Source organism: Marinobacter halophilus, assembly GCF_003007685.1.
Classification (GTDB): domain Bacteria; phylum Pseudomonadota; class Gammaproteobacteria; order Pseudomonadales; family Oleiphilaceae; genus Marinobacter; species Marinobacter halophilus.
In genome coordinates this window covers 802,755-819,017 of the sequence record NZ_PXNN01000017.1, presented here as the reverse complement: position 1 = coordinate 819,017, position 16,263 = coordinate 802,755, and the positions used below count along the sequence as shown (strand labels likewise).

At 58.2% G+C, this 16,263-nt stretch carries 11 protein-coding genes; 5 read left to right on the top strand and 6 right to left on the bottom strand.

Annotation, left to right across the window (positions count from 1 at the left end; all coding sequences use genetic code 11):
* Window positions 1-12 precede the first annotated feature (12 nt).
* Window positions 13-456 carry a cyanase gene (gene cynS, locus C7H08_RS17610; RefSeq protein ID WP_106673513.1) on the top strand — a complete coding sequence of 148 codons (444 nt, stop codon included), beginning with the start codon at window positions 13-15 and terminating at the stop codon, window positions 454-456.
* A 393-nt stretch (window positions 457-849) separates the two neighbouring features.
* Here cynS and ilvD read toward each other — a convergent pair whose 3' ends face one another.
* From ilvD to ilvG, 3 genes are all read right to left on the bottom strand, one after another.
* On the bottom strand, window positions 850-2,526 hold the full coding sequence (gene ilvD, locus C7H08_RS17605) for a dihydroxy-acid dehydratase (protein ID WP_106673512.1): 1,677 nt from the start codon (window positions 2,524-2,526) through the stop codon (window positions 850-852).
* Window positions 2,527-2,790: 264 nt separating this feature from the next.
* Window positions 2,791-3,069, bottom strand: coding sequence for an ACT domain-containing protein (locus C7H08_RS17600; RefSeq protein WP_106673511.1), 279 nt, complete (start codon window positions 3,067-3,069; stop codon window positions 2,791-2,793).
* Window positions 3,066-4,766: an acetolactate synthase 2 catalytic subunit gene (gene ilvG, locus C7H08_RS17595; RefSeq protein WP_106673510.1), complete on the bottom strand. Its 1,701-nt coding sequence runs from the start codon at window positions 4,764-4,766 to the stop codon at window positions 3,066-3,068. Before ilvG ends, C7H08_RS17600 begins: the two co-directional genes overlap by 4 nt.
* A gap of 343 nt (window positions 4,767-5,109) precedes the next feature.
* On the opposite strand from ilvG, the gene C7H08_RS17590 reads away from it, so the two are divergent.
* Window positions 5,110-6,192: an efflux RND transporter periplasmic adaptor subunit gene (locus tag C7H08_RS17590; protein ID WP_106673509.1), complete on the top strand. Its 1,083-nt coding sequence runs from the start codon at window positions 5,110-5,112 to the stop codon at window positions 6,190-6,192.
* A 5-nt stretch (window positions 6,193-6,197) separates the two neighbouring features.
* Window positions 6,198-9,287 carry an efflux RND transporter permease subunit gene (locus C7H08_RS17585; RefSeq protein WP_106673643.1) on the top strand — a complete coding sequence of 1,030 codons (3,090 nt, stop codon included), beginning with the start codon at window positions 6,198-6,200 and terminating at the stop codon, window positions 9,285-9,287.
* Here C7H08_RS17585 and C7H08_RS17580 read toward each other — a convergent pair.
* Window positions 9,281-10,906 (bottom strand): methyl-accepting chemotaxis protein, encoded by a 1,626-nt coding sequence (locus C7H08_RS17580; RefSeq protein ID WP_106673508.1) that lies wholly within the window; start codon window positions 10,904-10,906, stop codon window positions 9,281-9,283. The genes C7H08_RS17585 and C7H08_RS17580 overlap by 7 nt on opposite strands.
* 428 nt (window positions 10,907-11,334) lie before the next feature.
* Here C7H08_RS17580 and C7H08_RS17575 point away from each other — a divergent pair, with 428 nt between their 5' ends.
* Complete coding sequence (locus C7H08_RS17575) at window positions 11,335-13,203, top strand: sensor domain-containing diguanylate cyclase (RefSeq protein WP_227663327.1); 1,869 nt, start codon at window positions 11,335-11,337, stop codon at window positions 13,201-13,203.
* Here the strand turns inward: C7H08_RS17575 and C7H08_RS17570 are convergent.
* Entirely contained in the window at window positions 13,173-14,639 is a 1,467-nt protein-coding gene (locus C7H08_RS17570; protein WP_106673506.1) for an amidase, read from the bottom strand. The genes C7H08_RS17575 and C7H08_RS17570 overlap by 31 nt on opposite strands.
* Window positions 14,640-14,823: 184 nt before the next feature.
* Here C7H08_RS17570 and C7H08_RS17565 point away from each other — a divergent pair, with 184 nt between their 5' ends.
* Window positions 14,824-15,432 (top strand): methyltransferase family protein, encoded by a 609-nt coding sequence (locus C7H08_RS17565; RefSeq protein WP_106673505.1) that lies wholly within the window; start codon window positions 14,824-14,826, stop codon window positions 15,430-15,432.
* Between the two features lie 6 nt (window positions 15,433-15,438).
* Here the strand turns inward: C7H08_RS17565 and djlA are convergent, their stop codons facing one another.
* The gene (gene djlA / locus C7H08_RS17560) at window positions 15,439-16,221 is read right to left on the bottom strand and encodes a co-chaperone DjlA (RefSeq protein ID WP_106673504.1); all 783 of its coding nucleotides are present in this window, start codon (window positions 16,219-16,221) and stop codon (window positions 15,439-15,441) included.
* Window positions 16,222-16,263: the final 42 nt, after the last annotated feature.

Sequence of the window (16,263 nt, the reverse complement as noted above, 5' to 3'; positions counted from 1 at the left end):
GAGGAAATAACCATGATGAACAAAGAACTGATGACCGCAAAAATCCTGGAAGCCAAAGTCGCCAAGGATATGACCTGGGAAGCCATTGCCGAAGCCATTGGCCTGTCACCGGTGTTCACCACGTCGGCGTGCCTGGGCATGAACAGCCTGACCGAAGACAAGGCCTTCGCCCTGTGCGAGACCCTGGGCCTGGACAAGCCGATAGCGGAAACACTGCAGGTTTGCCCGAAGAAGTCCTGGGAAGGCGGCATTCCGCAAGACCCGCTGATCTACCGCCTGTACGAGATGGTGGGTGTTTATGGCGACACCATGAAAGCGCTGATTCACGAGAAGTTCGGTGACGGCATCATGAGTGCCATCGATTTCACCATGGACATCGAGAAGGAGGAGAATCCCAAGGGCGACCGGGTGGTGGTTACCATGAATGGGAAGTTTTTGCCTTATAAGGCCTGGTAGGTATCTGGGCCTGGAGTCCGTCGGCTCCCAGCCTTCTGGGGTGCGGGCGGGCTTGCGGGGTGGTAGGTGGATTTTTTTTGGAAAAACAACTCGCTGCGCTCAGACATCTTTTTCCGGCAAAAAATCCACCTACCACCCCGCGCCGACGGGCATTGGCGGGTTCACGAAGTTAAAGACTGGCTTTACTCATTTATAGCTAATTCCTTTCTTTTAACCCGGTATCCCTGTGCTGCCCATCGGTAGGGGGGTGTGGGGTGTTTTTCTGGCAGGGAAAAAAATGTCTGAGCGAAGCGAGTTATTTTTCCCAGAAGAAAAACACCCCGCACCCCGCGTACCCGCCCGCACACCCAGAAGGCTGGGTGCCCAGGCAGAAGGCCAGGAGCCCAAGCCAAACTATGGCAAGTCGGTAACGGCCCCAGTAGATGCAGAACTCACGGTGCGAGCATATTTGGCCAACACGCCCCGCGTGAATCTCGGCTCGGGTGGGGTCCAGGCGTCTCGCCGTTTGGCCATTTCTTGGTCAGAAATCTCCAGCAGGATCGAGTTGTTGACGGCATCGATGGTGATGGTGTCGCCATCTTCCACCAGTGCGATTGGACCACCAACGGCGGCTTCCGGGGTGATGTGACCGACCACAAAACCATGGCTGCCACCGGAGAAACGGCCATCGGTGATCAGTGCGACATCGCTGCCCAGACCCTTGCCCATGATCGCGGAGGTGGGGCTGAGCATTTCGCGCATGCCCGGGCCGCCTTTGGGGCCTTCGTAGCGAATCACCAGCACATCGCCGGCGACCACGGTGCCGTCGAGAATGCGCTCCTGGGCTTCTTCCTCGGAATGGAACACCCGCGCCCGGCCGGAGAAGTGGGTGCCTTCCTTGCCGGTAATCTTGGCCACCGAGCCTTCCGGCGCCAGGTTGCCGAACAGAATGCGCAAATGGCTGTCTGCTTTGATCGGGTTCTCAAAGGCGCGGATGATCTGCTGATCGTCCGGATAGGGCGCCACGTCTGCCAGGTTTTCAGCCAGGGTTTTGCCGGTCACGGTCATGCAATCACCGTGCAACAGGCCCCGGTCCAGCAACATTCGCATCAACGGCTGAATGCCGCCGATGGCGACCAGCTCAGACATCATGTAGTGGCCGGACGGGCGCAGGTCGGCCAGCACCGGAACCGTCTTGCCAATGCGCACGAAATCCTCCAGCGACAGCTCGACACCGGCAGTACTTGCCATGCCCAGCAGGTGCAGCACGGCATTGGTGGAGCCGCCCAGCGTGATCACCACGGTAATCGCGTTCTCGAACGCCTCGCGGGTCATGATGTCCGAAGGCTTGATATCCGCATCCAGCAGCTTCAGCACGGCCGCACCGGCGGCCTCGCAATCGGCCAACTTGGTGTCAGACACCGCATTCTGCGCCGAACTGCCGGGCAAACTCATGCCCATCGCCTCGATGGCCGACGCCATGGTGTTGGCGGTGTACATGCCGCCGCAGGACCCCGGCCCCGGAATCGCCGTCTCCTCGATCTGCTTCACCTCAATCAGATCCATCTTGCCCTGGGCATGGGCACCAACGGCCTCAAACACCGAAATGATATCCGTGTGGTTCTCGCCCGGCAGAATGGTACCGCCGTAAACAAACACCGACGGCCGGTTCAACCGCGCCAGCCCCATCAGGCAACCCGGCATGTTCTTGTCACAGCCGCCAATCGCCACCAGCCCGTCAAAGCCCTCACAACCGGCCACGGTCTCAATCGAATCCGCAATCACCTCCCGGGATACCAGAGAATACTTCATGCCCTCGGTACCGTTGGCGATGCCATCGGAAATCGTGATGGTATTAAAAATCAGAGCCTTGCCCCCGGCCGCATCGGCGCCCTTGGCGGCTTCCCGGGCCAGACCGTCAATATGCATATTGCACGGCGTCAGATTGCTCCAGGTGGAAGCAATACCAATCTGAGGCTTCCTGAAATCTTCATCGGTAAACCCGACGGCCCGCAACATCGCGCGACCGGCCGACTTGTTGATCCCATCCACCACCGGTGCCGAATACCGACGTCGTTTGTCCATAGCCATAAGCCCAGCCTCAAAAATAAGTTGTCGTAAACTAACGTTCTAGCCAGCCAGAGAACCCCACCCAGCCAACAAGTGCAAACATTTCCAGCAATTTTTTCAAAAAGCCTATCCCAAAAAAGCCTGCCGGTAGGGGGGTGTGGGGTGGTTTTCTGGCAGGGAAAAAAATGTCTGAGCGAAGCGAGTTATTTTTCCCAGAAGAAAACCACCCCACACCCCGCGTACCCGCCCCCAAAATCAGAAGGCTAGTAGCGGAGTCAAACCAACCTAAGCCGAAACCGACCGAACCCCGGACTCCTGCGCAAGAGCCACCTCCGCAACCGTATGCAATTTCTCCAACTGCGAGCAAAGCATAGAAACAGACCGAGAACCCTCCAGAGTCAGAGCAATATCCAGATGCTCCCCCGCAGACTCCATCGTCATCCGCGAAATCCGGAACCCCCGAACCCGCACCACCTGGCACAAACGCTCCAACGCCGCCGCCTCCTGATGCATCCGGCAATTTAACGTATAACTCGGCATAGACCGATCCGCGTGCGGGCTCATGCTACCTGCTCCTTAGTAGAGGTGTTGGTGCGACGGGTTTCATCAATCATCTCTTTATTGCTGCCACCGGGTTTCACAATCGGCCACACGTTCTCCTCCCGGCTGATGGCCACGTGCAAAAGCATCGGGCCTTTGTAGGCCAGAATCGTCTCGATGCCCCGGCGAATCTGATCCGTGCGCTCGATGAACAGGGCCGGAATATCAAACGCCCGCGCCATCGCCACGAAATCCGGATTGTCGTCCAGATTGATGTGACTTTCCCGGTTGTTGTAGAACAGCTCCTGCTGCTGGCGCACCATGCCCAGACACTGATTGTCCAGAATGATCAGCTTCAGCGGCAGGTTATAGCGGCGAATGGTGGCCAGCTCCTGGGCGTTCATCATGAACGAGCCATCGCCGGTTACGTTGATGACCGTGCTGTTGCGGTCGGCAAACTGCGCGCCGATGGCCGCCGGCAAGCCGAAGCCCATGGTGCCCAGGCCGCCACTGGTCAGGTGATGGCGCGGGTGATCGAACTCATAATGCTGGGCTACCCACATCTGGTGCTGGCCAACGTCACAGGAAATGACGGTGTCATCCGGGGCAATTCGGGACAGCTGGCGGATAAAGGCCGGGCCAGCGATCGGTGCCAACGCCTCTTCGTTATCCGCCGCCTGAAACCCGCCGGTGGTATGCCAGGTTTTGCATTGCTTCTGCCAGTTACTGATGGTCAGCGGCTCCTCTACCATTGCCTCGGTGAAAGCCGCCAGAATCTGGTTCAGGTCGCCCCGCATGGCCAGATCGACCGGCCGCAGTTTGTTGATCTCGGCGCTGTCGGCATCGATGTGAATCATCCTGGCCTTGGGGGCAAAGGTGTCCAGCTTGCCGGTGGCCCGGTCGTCCAGGCGGGCGCCAACCACAAACAACAGATCGCACTCGTCCACCGCTTTGTTGGCCGCCCGGGAGCCGTGCATGCCGAGCATGCCGAGATTGAACGGATTGTTCTTGCCAGGGTTGCCGATGCCCTTGAGGGTGACCACGCCGGGTATCGCGGCCGCCGTCGCAAAGGCGCGGAAGCTGTCCTCAGCGCGAGCGAGTGCCACGCCGCCTCCGCTATACAGCAGTGGCTTCTTCGCGGCGCGCAGCAGGGATATGGCGCGGGCAATATCCGGGCAGTCGGCTTCCGGTTCTGAAGCTTTGGCCAGGGCCGGCGTGTCCACCTCGGCAAGCAGCATGTTCTTAGGGATATCAATCCACACCGGCCCCGGCCGACCGCTTTGGGCCAGGGTGATGGCTTCTTCCATGATCGCGGGAAGGGCGTCTGCATCGTCCACCAGATAGCTGTGTTTTACGATGCCGAGAGTCATGCCCAGAATGTCGGTTTCCTGGAAGGCATCGGTGCCAATCAGGCCGGACGGCACCTGACCGGTGATCACCAGCATGGGGGTTGAGTCCATATAGGCATTGGCGACGCCGGTGATCAGATTGGTGGCACCGGGGCCGGAGGTGGCAATGCATACGCCGATCTGGCCGCTGGCGCGGGCATAGCCGTCGGCGGCCAGGGCACAGGCCTGTTCGTGGCGACACAGCACGTGTTCCACGCGGACATCATCCACCAGCGCGTCGTATAGCGGCATGATGCAGCCGCCCGGGTAGCCGAAAACCGTGCTGATGTTATGGCGGTGGAACGCTTCAAGAATGTGCTGTGCGCCGTTCATGGTCGTTTTTCCCTTTTTCTTTGCCGCAAAAAGAAACCCCCGGGACCTTGCGGTGCCGGGGGTTTCTGGTGTCTTTGTCAGGTTGTCGCTATCTCACCCGCATGTCCACGCAAAAGCCCCCGGACGGTACCACGACCACCAGGATTAGCTTCACAAGGACGACCACTGCGTTGAGGTTCATAAAATCGACGGTTTGCTCTGAATTGATTCAAATAATATGTGTAGAATCTATCGCACGTTTAAATCCGGATGCAACTATTAATTGCCGGAAAATTGGCCAAGCGCCCGTTTTGGGGGTGCCGACGGTTGCCACCCACAAGATGTTATCCGCAGCGAGTGTTACATGACGAAAGCAAAACTGGGTTCTCTCGGGCTGTCGCTTCTGGTTCTGGTGTTGCTGGTGATCTGGATGGCGACCGGGGACGTGAAAATTGCCAGCAATCAGGCTCCCGATGAGCCGCGACCACAGGATCGTGAGCTGACCCGGGTAGAGGTGGAGACGCTGCAAGCCACCAACTACCAACCTACCATCAAGCTGCAGGGGCAATTGGAGCCTTGGCAGGTGGTGACTGTCAGTGCCCGGACTGCGGGTATCGTCGACCAGATGAAGGTGCAACTCGGTCAACAGGTAAGGGCTGGTCAGGAGTTGTTGACGCTTTCGGTAGATGGCCGGGATGCGGTAGTCGAGCGTTGGCGCGCCCGAATCCGCAAGCTGGAAGCCGATCTGGCTGCCGCTCGTCAACTGCGCGCCCGTAACCTGGCGGCCGAAACCGAGATTCTAGGGTTGCAGAGTGAGCTGGCGGCTGCCCGCGCCGAATCGGCGGCCGCTGAACTGGCGGTCCAGCACCTGGCGCCGGCTGCGCCGTTTGATGCCGTGGTCAATCGAAGGGAAGTGGATCAGGGCACCCTGGTGCAGGTTGGCACCCCATTGTTGGAACTGGTGCAGATTGACCGACTGAAGGCCATCGGCAGGGTTCCCCAGCAAACCGTCAAAGGGGTGCAGCCCGGCCAGGCGGTCGAGGTCAATCTGCTGGACGGTACCCGGCTTGCCGGCGTGATCAGCTTTGTCGCCAGCGCCGCAGACCCGGAAACCCGCAGCTTTGCGGTGGAGATCGTGGTGGAGAACCCGGACCAGAAACGAGCCGCCGGGGGCAGTGCCAATCTGAATATCCAGTTACCGGAACAGGATGCCATTTTTATCTCACCCGCGTATCTCAGCCTGGATGACGACGGTCGCCCAGGCGTGAAGTACGTGGATGACAACGATCAGGTGGTGTTCCAGAACGTCATGCTGCTCAGTGTCTCCACCAATGGCGCCTGGGTGTCTGGCCTACCCGATGAGATCCGGCTGATCACCCGGGGCGGTGGCTTTGTCGCCGAGGGCGAGACGGTTGAACCCGTTGATCGCTCAGACCAGCGAGGTTAATGGCAATGAGAGCTCTGATTTCGGCGGCCATGGACCGCAGCCGTACCACCTTGTTGCTGTTTATGTTCCTTCTGCTGGGCGGAATGGCGGCCTACCAGGCGATCCCCAAGGAGTCCAATCCCGACGTCACCATTCCCATGATTTACGTCTCCATGATGCTCGAAGGCATCAGCCCGGAAGACGCCGAGCGCTTGCTGGTGCGCCCGATGGAGCAGGAGTTGCGGTCACTGGAAGGCATCAAGGAAATGCGCGGCACGGCCTCTGAAGGCCATGCCTCAGTGATGCTGGAGTTTGATGCCGGCTTTAACCCGGACAAGGCCCTGCAGGATGTCCGTGAAAAAGTCGACACCGCACGCAGCAAATTGCCCCAGGAAGCCGATGAGCCCCGGGTCAATGAAATCAACGTATCGCTGTTTCCGGTGCTGTCCATTGGCCTGTCGGGCCCGTTGTCTGAGCGTGAACTGATTACCATCGCGCGTCGCCTGCAGGATGTCATTGAAGCCATTCCGGAAGTGCTGGAGGTGGAGATCGGCGGTGATCGTGAGGATCTGCTTGAGGTCGTGGTGGATGCCCAAGTGCTGGAGAGCTACGGCATCGATTTCGATCAGCTGGCGTCACTGGTCCGGCGCAATAACCAGTTGGTTGCCGCGGGCTCGCTGGACACCGGCAATGGCCGCATGGCGCTGAAAGTACCGGGAGTGATCGAGACCATCGAGGATGTCATGTCGATGCCGGTGAAGGTGGAAGGCGACACGGTGGTCACCTTTGGTGATGTCGCGATGCTGCAGCGTACTTTCAAGGATCCGACCGGGTTTGCCCGGATCAATGGCGAACCGGCACTGGTGCTGGAGGTGTCCAAACGCTCTGGCGCCAACATCATTGACACCATTGAACAGATCCGTGGCCTGATTGATGACGCCCGTCCGCGCCTGCCGGAAACTCTGGACATCCGCTACATCATGGATCAGTCCGATGAAGTTCGGGATATCCTGTCGGACCTCCTGAACAACGTGCTGACCGCCATTGTGCTGGTGCTGATTGTGGTGATCGCGGCCATGGGCCCACGTTCGGCGGTGCTCGTTGGCCTGACCATCCCCGGCGCCTTCCTGACCGCCATTCTGGTGATCTGGAGCATGGGGCTGACCCTGAACATTGTTGTGCTGTTCAGTCTGATTCTGGTGGCCGGCATGCTGGTGGATGGCGCCATCGTTGTGTCCGAGTTGGCGGATCGAAATCTCAGCGATGGCCAGCCGGTCAAAACCGCCTGGGTAGAGGCCGCCTCCCGAATGGCCTGGCCGGTGATTGCATCGACCGCCACCACGCTGGCGGTGTTTGTGCCCCTGTTGTTCTGGCCGGGGGTGGTTGGCGAATTCATGAAGTTCCTGCCAATGACGGTGCTGATCTGCCTGATTGCCTCCCTGGCTATGGCCCTGGTGTTTCTCCCGGTACTGGGCGGGGTCAGTGGTGGTCGTCGCGCCCACCAGGATGCAACGGAAGGTCGTTTCATGCTGATCTACCGGCGCGCATTGGGCAGCTTGCTGCAGCGCCCGGGGCTGACCTTACTGGGTGCGTTGGTGCTGATTATCCTGATCTATGCCGCCTATGGTCGATTCAACCATGGCGTTGAGTTTTTCCCGAGTGTCGAGCCGGATTCCGCGCAGGTTCAGGTGCGTGCCCGGGGCGACCTGTCGGTGTGGGAGCGCGATGCTATCGTGCGCCAGGTGGAGCAGCGTCTGCAAAACATGCCGGAAGTGAAAGCGCTGTATGCCCGCTCCATGCTTTCTACCAGCACTCAGTTGGCGCCAGACGTGATCGGTTTGCTTCAGTTCCAGTTTAATGACTGGTTTACCCGTCGCACCGCCACCGAGATTCTGGAAGACTTCCGCGAGCGCACCGCTGATATTGCCGGTATTGAGCTGGAGTTCCGCAAACAGGAAGGCGGGCCGGCAGGCGGCAAACCCATCGAATTGCTGGTCAGCAGTATGAACACTGGCGAACTGGACCGTTATGTGGACGACATCCAGAGTCGTATGCGCGAGCTGGGTGGATTTGTCGATATTGAAGACGACCGCAGCTTGCCCGGGATTGAATGGCGCTTGCAGGTAGATCGTGAGGCAGCAGCCCGTTTTGGCACCGATGTGCTGAGCATCGGCAGTGCCGTGCGGCTGGTAACCAATGGCCTGGTGCTGGCCACTTACCGGCCGGAGGATGTGCGGGACGAGGTGGATATTGCGGTACGGGTGCCCAACAACTGGCGCGATCTGGACCACCTGCAACGCCAGACCATCAATACGCCCAGGGGACAGGTGGCACTCTCGGAGTTTGTTACCCTGGCGCCCGGCGACAAGACCGGGAATATTGTGCGCGTGGACGGCCAGCGTACCATTACCATCAAATCCGATGTCGCGCAGGGCCGACGCATGGATGAGTTGCTGCGCAGCCTGCAGACGGATATGCCGGAGCCGCCGGAGGGGGTGAGCATTCGCTTCGCCGGTGAAGACGAAGATCAGCAGCAGGCCGCAAACTTTCTTATGGCGGCGTTTATGGTGGCAGTCGGTCTTATGCTGTTGATTCTGGTGACCCAGTTCAATTCGTTGTACCAGACCTTTCTGATTCTGTCTGCCATCGTGCTGTCCACTGCGGGTGTCTTACTGGGGTTGTTGCTGAATGGCCAGTCGTTTGGCGTGGTGATGGTGGGTATGGGTATTATTGCGCTGGCGGGTATCGTGGTGAACAACAACATCATCCTGATCGACACCTATAACCAGATGAAGCGAGAAGGGATGGCAGCTTATGAGGCCGCCCTGGAAACCGGCTGTCTGCGTTTCCGCCCGGTCCTGCTCACGGCCATTACCACCATTCTCGGGCTGACACCGATGGTGCTGGGCATTAACATCGATCTGCTGTCTCCGTCACTGGGCCTGAACGCGCCGTCTACCCAGTGGTGGACCCAGTTGTCCAGTGCCATCGCCGGCGGCCTGGCCTTCGCAACCTTCCTGACGCTACTGCTGACACCGGCTTTGCTGGTACTGGGTGACAAAGCCGGGCAGCGCTTCCGGGCACTTATCCGTCGAACAGGTGCGGGCGATCAGTGACGTATCCGCTTTGAAAGCTCCTGCGCTTTGCTGGCCATGGCTTCGAGCTCGGGCACGGTGCGCAGGTTGTCCTCTGCGGTCTGGTTCATGGCTTCAGAGATCTCAGCTACTTCGGTTACGTTGCGGTTGATATCTTCACTGACACTGGTTTGCTCTTCTGCAGCCGTTGCAACCTGAGTGGTAGCGTCGTTCACTGCTAACATTCGCTGGGTAATGTCTGCCAGGGTCGCTCTTACCGCATCGACGGATTCGCTGCTTTCTTTCGCGACTACTTCCGATGATTGCATATAGTCGGTGGCATCCCGGGAACCGGTTTGAATGCCGGCAATAATCTCATCAATTTCGACCGTTGCATTCTGAGTTTTAGCTGCAAGATTGCGGACTTCATCTGCAACCACGGCAAACCCGCGACCAGCTTCGCCCGCTCGTGCAGCTTCGATGGCAGCGTTCAGTGCCAACAAGTTTGTCTGATCGGCGATTTCCCGGATAACGTGCATGACATCGCCCACCCGTTGCCCGCTCTGTGCCAGTTGTTTGACCGTCTCGGCAGAGCTGCGAATCTGGTCTGTCAGCCGGTTCATGCTGGTGACGGCCTGATTGATCTGATCATCTGCGTGACGGGTCTGGGTAGTGGTTTCAGCTACTTGGCTGGCAACGGAAGCGGCGTGCTGTGCTACATCTTGAGCGGTGGCAGACATTTCATTCATCGCTGTAGCAATCTGGTCAATTCGCTGATGCGCGCGGTCCGATTGAGAAGACACCGAATCAGCATTGCTTCGGATCATGGTGCCCGTCTGCGCCAGCTGTTCGGCATTATCCTTCATCAGGTTGCCAGTCTCGGACAGGAACTGATGCAGGGTGCGTGCTGTGTTGGCGAGTTGTCCGAGTTCGTCTGGTCGCTTCAGGGTTACCGGGTCTGACAAATCGCCTTCAGCGATTTTGTTGAGTTTGCCAATCATTTCTTGTGTCGGGCGCACAACCGACCGAACCATGACGTTCAGGCAAACCAGAGTGCCGAGAACTATCGCGGCTAGCAGCAAACCGCCCATCAACCAGGTATTCGAAGTCGTTCTGTCGCGAATCTCTGCAGAGTCGGCAACGGCGTTATCGCCAATCTGTTCAGCTGCCTGGGCGATCAAGCGTGCGGGTTCCCGATCAATGCCCGCCACCGCTTTATCACCGGCGGTGTGGTCATAGCCGGAAGAAGCGAAGGCACGAAAACCATCGCGGTAAGCCTGGCCCATTTGCTGGTGCGACCTTTGAAACTGGGTCATCAAGGCTTTTGCATCTTGGTCGGAAAGCTGCGGGATCAGGGCCCGGAGCTGAGTCTGGATGCCGGTTTCCACCGTCTGAAAACTCTGCCAGTACTTTTCCCGCTGGCCTGGATCTGAGCCCCGGATCAATACATTTTTCCATTCCTGAACTTGCGTTTTGAATTCGCTCAGAATGTCCTGCGCCTGAAGTGCCTGAACCATCTCCTGGCTCACCAGGTGGTCATATTCGTCCTGGGTGTCCAGTGAGTTACTGAAGTAAATGCCCGCGACAACGACGACGAGCAGATTCGCCAGAACGATAATGGTTAGAATCCGGTTAAGGATGCTTTTGGAGTACCAGTACATGGGGCGGAATCCTGTTTTAACGGTGAAGGGAATGGCACGAGATCTGGGTTCCGGGGCAGCTGAACGCTTTTTTCCCAGTATTCTTTTAATTAACGGCTGAAGCGTTACATGCTGAACCCCCTCGCCGAAATTTATCGTGACCAATGGCTGTTGGCGGCGACTCGGCCTTGATTGGCGCACTCGGTATTGGGTACATGTAACGAGATTTGCTCGGGACCGGACGTGAGGTTTCTAATATTTCTGGGGGGTGTTTGGCCAATTCTGATCGAGTCTTTTGGTGCTTTCTGATTGATTAATGCACCTTATGTATCTTTTCTTGTCATTTTGCGTTGATTGGTACCGATCGAGGGCGACACCCGGATGTTTGATGCATACTTATAACCCAGATTGAATACTAAAAAAAAAGCGCTTTTCGCTCGAGGCCCGCTGTGCCCAAGTTCAATTCAATAATCCTGCTTTTCATTTGTCTTTCGCTGTCGTCCTCTCTGCTGGCTGAACCGGCTACCTGGGAGCAACACTCCAAGCGTATGGAGCTGGCCCGATTTGTGGACTATTGGCAGGAAGACACCCGCCGCGCGCTTCAGGATGTGCAGGCACTGCCTGACGAGGCGTGGACGGCCTCCGGCAACGAAAGCGCCAATTTTGGCTATGGCACTGACGTGTACTGGTTCCGGTTTCAGGTGAGTAATGTCTCCGGAGCTGAAACCATGAGCTTCATGGAAATCGGGTATCCTGTGTTGGATTACATCGAAGTTTACCTGCCAGGGTCTTCGGGAGCGCTCATTCTGGGCGACAAGCAACCCTTTTATGAGCGTCCTATTCATCATCGCAATTTTGTTGTGCCGCTGCTCTTACCGGAGGGTGAGACCGTCACGGTCTATCTGAGAGTGGACACCACCAGTTCCATGCAGGTGCCGCTGACGCTTTGGAATCAGGATGCTTTCCATGCTTCAGGCCAGGCTCGCAGCATGCTCGAGGGCATCTACTATGGTTTGGTGTTGGTGATGGTTCTCTACAATCTGTTCGTCTTTCTGGCGGTGGGCGAACGTAGCTTTCTTTACTACGTTGGCTACATCACTGCTATGCCGTTATTTCTGGCCAGTCTGCATGGCGTTGGTTTCCAGTACCTGTGGCCGGAAGGCACCTGGTGGAATGATCAGTCGATCATTGTCTTTCTCAACCTGGTGATACTGTTCGGCGGCGCGTTCAGCATCCGGTTTATCGGCGTTACGCCGGAGAACCATCCCTGGTTGAATCGCTGGACGGTGGCCCTGGTGATGATTGCTGGTTTGTCCGCAGCGGCCGGTTTAATCGTGCCTTACAGGCACATGATTCTGCCCACCATCCTGATGGCGGCGGTGGGTTGTACAACCATGCTGGCACTGAGTGTCGTGCGCTTGGTGAAAAGGGATCCGGCTGCCCGATACTACACCGTTGCCTGGGTGTTCATGCTGTCTGGCGGTATTGTGCTGGCCTTGAACAAGTTCACTTTTCTGCCACGCAATCTGCTGACCGAGAACGCCACCCAGGTGGGCTCCGCACTTGGGGTTATCCTGCTGTCGCTGGCCCTCGCCGATCGCCTGAACCGAGAAAAGAAGCGTGCCTTTGCCGCGCAACAGAACATGTTCCGGGAAGAGCGCAAGGCGCGACTGGCTCAGGAAAAATCCCTGCGGGTTCAGCAGGAGGCCAACACTATGCTGGAACAGCGGGTTCAGGAGCGAACCCGGGATCTGGAGTCGTTGAACGAGCAGTTGCTGGAGCTCAATGCCAAAGACCCGTTAACCGGGCTTAAGAATCGTGGCCACTTTGACAAAGCATTCCAGTCTGGTGTGGTGCAGGCCTTTCGTTTTGAAGAGGTGATTTCGCTTCTGGTTCTTGATATTGACCACTTCAAGAGCTTCAACGATACCTACGGCCACCTGGTGGGCGATGACTGCCTGAAAATGGTGGCGAGTTGCATCCAGAGACATGTTACCCGGCCGCAGGATCTGGCCGCTCGCTACGGGGGTGAGGAGTTTGTGGTGTTGTTGCCGGATACCCCAGTCGAAGGGGCGGCAAAGGTTGCCGAGCGCATTCGCGCGGAAATCGAGAAAACGGCGTTCCGGGTGTCAGGCGAGATGTTACACCTGACCATCAGCATCGGTATTTGTAGTGTCTTGCCGGCCCGGGCCGATGCCACCAAAGAGATTTTCGCCTGTGCTGACGAAGCGCTCTATGAAGCCAAAGGCCAGGGCCGTAACCGGGTGGTTACAAACCAGGCCAAAGGTCAGGCCATCAGCGCCGCGCCTGCGGTGTAATCGTGCATGGATAACCGGGAGATCAACGGCGAGGGATGATCGGCCTCCAGTGCGTAAGCAATCTCAAGCAGGGTGCGCTCATCGCCATGCCGGGCCATCAACTGTATGGACACCGGCAGGCCATCGCGGGTCAGGCTCATCGGGACCGAGATGGCCGGGGCCCCGGTGGCGTTCGCCAGTGGCGTGAAACATACGTAGTGGGTCAGCCGCTCAAACAGCGTGTCAAAAGGCACGGTCGGGCTGAAGTGGCCCAGCTTAGGGGTGGTGTGGCCCAACACCGGCGTGAGTACCGCGTCGAACGTCGCCATGTGCCGGGCGTAGTCATGCCAGGAACGCTTCAGGCGCCAGAGCGCTGCGGGCAGGTTCAGGCATTTGCGCCGGAACATCCGGTCCAGTCCGTTGGTCAGCCCGTCGACTTTGCGTTTATCAAACCCCGGGTGTACCAGCTTTCGGCCCCGGACTTTCACGCCGAACGCCAGCATGGCCCAATAAAGTGTGAAATCCTCCGGGAAGGAGCGGGCGACGGGAACCTCGATGGGTTCAATGATGTGGCCGAGCTTTTCCAGGTACCGGGCGGTATCCTCGACTGTGCTCCGGGTCACCGGATCGGTTTTGTGGCCATTAATGGAATCCAGCACCAGGCCAATGCGCAGCTGCTTGCCAGAGGGCCCGAAAACCTGACCGATGGCTGGCAGTCTGGGGTTTCGAAAGTACTCTTCTGCCGCGGCCATAAATCCTGCGGTATCGCGCACAGATCGTGTCACCACACCATCGCTGACGATGTTGATGGGCAGGGTTTTGGCGGCGTCGTTATCAACCACCCGGCCCCGGGTCGGCTTCAGGCCGATCAGGCCGCAACAGGCGGCTGGTATCCGGATGGAGCCACCGCCGTCGTTGGCGTGAGCTAAGGGTACAACGCCGGCCGCTACCATCGCCGCCGAGCCACCGGATGAGGCGCCCGATGAAAACAGCGGGTTCCAGGGATTTCGGGTTGGCTGGCCGTGGGCAGGCTCTGTGGTCGCGTTGAAGCCGAACTCCGGCAGCGTGCTCTTGCCGAGGCAGAGGAAGCCCTGGGCCAGCAACTGTTGGGCAAACGGGCTGGTCTTGTCGGCAGGTGAAGCCGGGACTGCGGCAGAACCATGGCCGGTGGGCAGGTTCTGCACATCGGTATTGTCTTTGATAAAGGTGGGCACCCCGGCGAAGGGGGCGTCTGCCTGTCCGGGCCTGGCGGCCGCGCTCAGGCATCGCTCATAGTCTTCCGCTACCACGCCGTTCAGTATGGGCTGGGCGATCTGGGCCCGGGCTATCGCGGCCCGGGTGACTTCCAGAGTGGACACCTCACCGGACCGTATGCGCGCAGCCAGGCTGGTCGCGTCGTCGTGGCCAAGTGCGTCATCCCTAAAACAATGAAAGGGCGTGGGGCGGTTGTCGTTCATGGTTTACTCCAGAGGATTCGATGGCTCAAACCATAGCTCACCTTCAAACCCGACGACATGTCATTTCAGGTATCCCGTCACAGGCCGGAAACAAACCTTTGGGCCTGGCTTGATTCCCGTCACTATTAATCCCCATGATCAGCCAGTAAGCTGATCAGCCAACTTGCTGACCCAGAATGTATAAATGGATCTGATCGAACCCGCTGTCCGAATCTTTCTCGGCGTATTTTTTTTGATGATTGGCCTGCAGTTCACGGCGAGGTCGCTGGGGCTGTATGCGCGCATGGGTTTTACTCACATTCACTATGGAAAGCGAGGACAGGCGAGCTGGTGGCACCGGCACACCTTTAACCTGTTCCGGGCCGCTATCTTGCTGATCTGTCTGGCCCGCATCGGCATTGATCTGAATGCCTGGCTAGGAGTTTTGCCCTGGCTGTATCAGTGGCCGGTATTGCTGGTGGGGGTTGCCTTGCTGCTGGGGTCGTTCACCGCAGTCAATTACCTGCAGGCTTACATGCACGAAGATTGGCGCTCCGGGGTTGATCCGCAAGCAAAGCGCACGAAGCTTTTGACGGAAGGGCCCTATGCCCGCACCAGAAATCCTGTGTTTCTGGCCATTATGGTGGGACAGTTCGGGTTTTTCCTGGCGCTACCGAGCGTGTTCTCGCTGGTTTGCCTGATTGCGGGCGTGTTGGTAATTACCCGGCAGGCCAGGGTAGAAGAGCAAGCCCTGGCACTGCATTTTGGTAACACCTATGAGGCCTACCGGGCAAGAGTGCCGCGCTGGTTTTGAGGGGCATCAGGATGCCTGCTTGCGGGCTTCCTTGATGACATCGTAGGCGTGGCTGATTTCCCCGGTGCGCTCCTCGGCCATCTCTCGCATGCTCTCCGGCATGCCACGCCCGGCCATTTTATCCGGGTGGTTTTCGCTCATCAGCTTGCGGTAGGTGCGTTTAATGTCGGCATCCGACGCGGACGGCGAAACCCCGAGCACTTTGTAAGCATCGTCAATCTGCTGGCCAGAAGAATAGTTCTGGTTGCCACCGGCGCGCCCGGCATGGGCTCCTCGCAGCATAGCTTCAAGCTGATCGACCTGACTTTCGGGCAGGCCCAGGCCGCGAGCAACACGCACCAGCATATCGTGCTCGGCCGGGTGCACCTCGCCGTCGGCGGCTACTGCCGACACCTGAACCTGCAGGAACATCTGCAACAGAGCAGGCTGGCGGCCAGAACTGCGCAGGAACTGATTCAGCTCGGCATCCAGATCAAAATCCGGAGATTTACCCCGGTTGAATGCTTCCCGGGCTATGGTTTTCTGATCTTCATTGAGCCGGAACCGGACAAACACGGTTTCGGCAAGCTCGATTTCATCGCGGGTGACTACGCCGTCGGCTTTGCATAACGCACCCATGACAGCGAAGACGGATTCGATAAAATTGGTCTGAAGACCCTGAATCTTGCCAATCAGCCGGCTTTTCGCCCGCTGAAACAGGAAAGCGCCAAGCGCTGCACCGACGAGAAGTCCCGGAAAACGGCCGATGGCGTAGCCGATCAGGCCACCGAAAATCATTGCAAACAGCATTCAGAAGTCCTTAGAAAGTAAATCAGTCTGTAGAATATACGT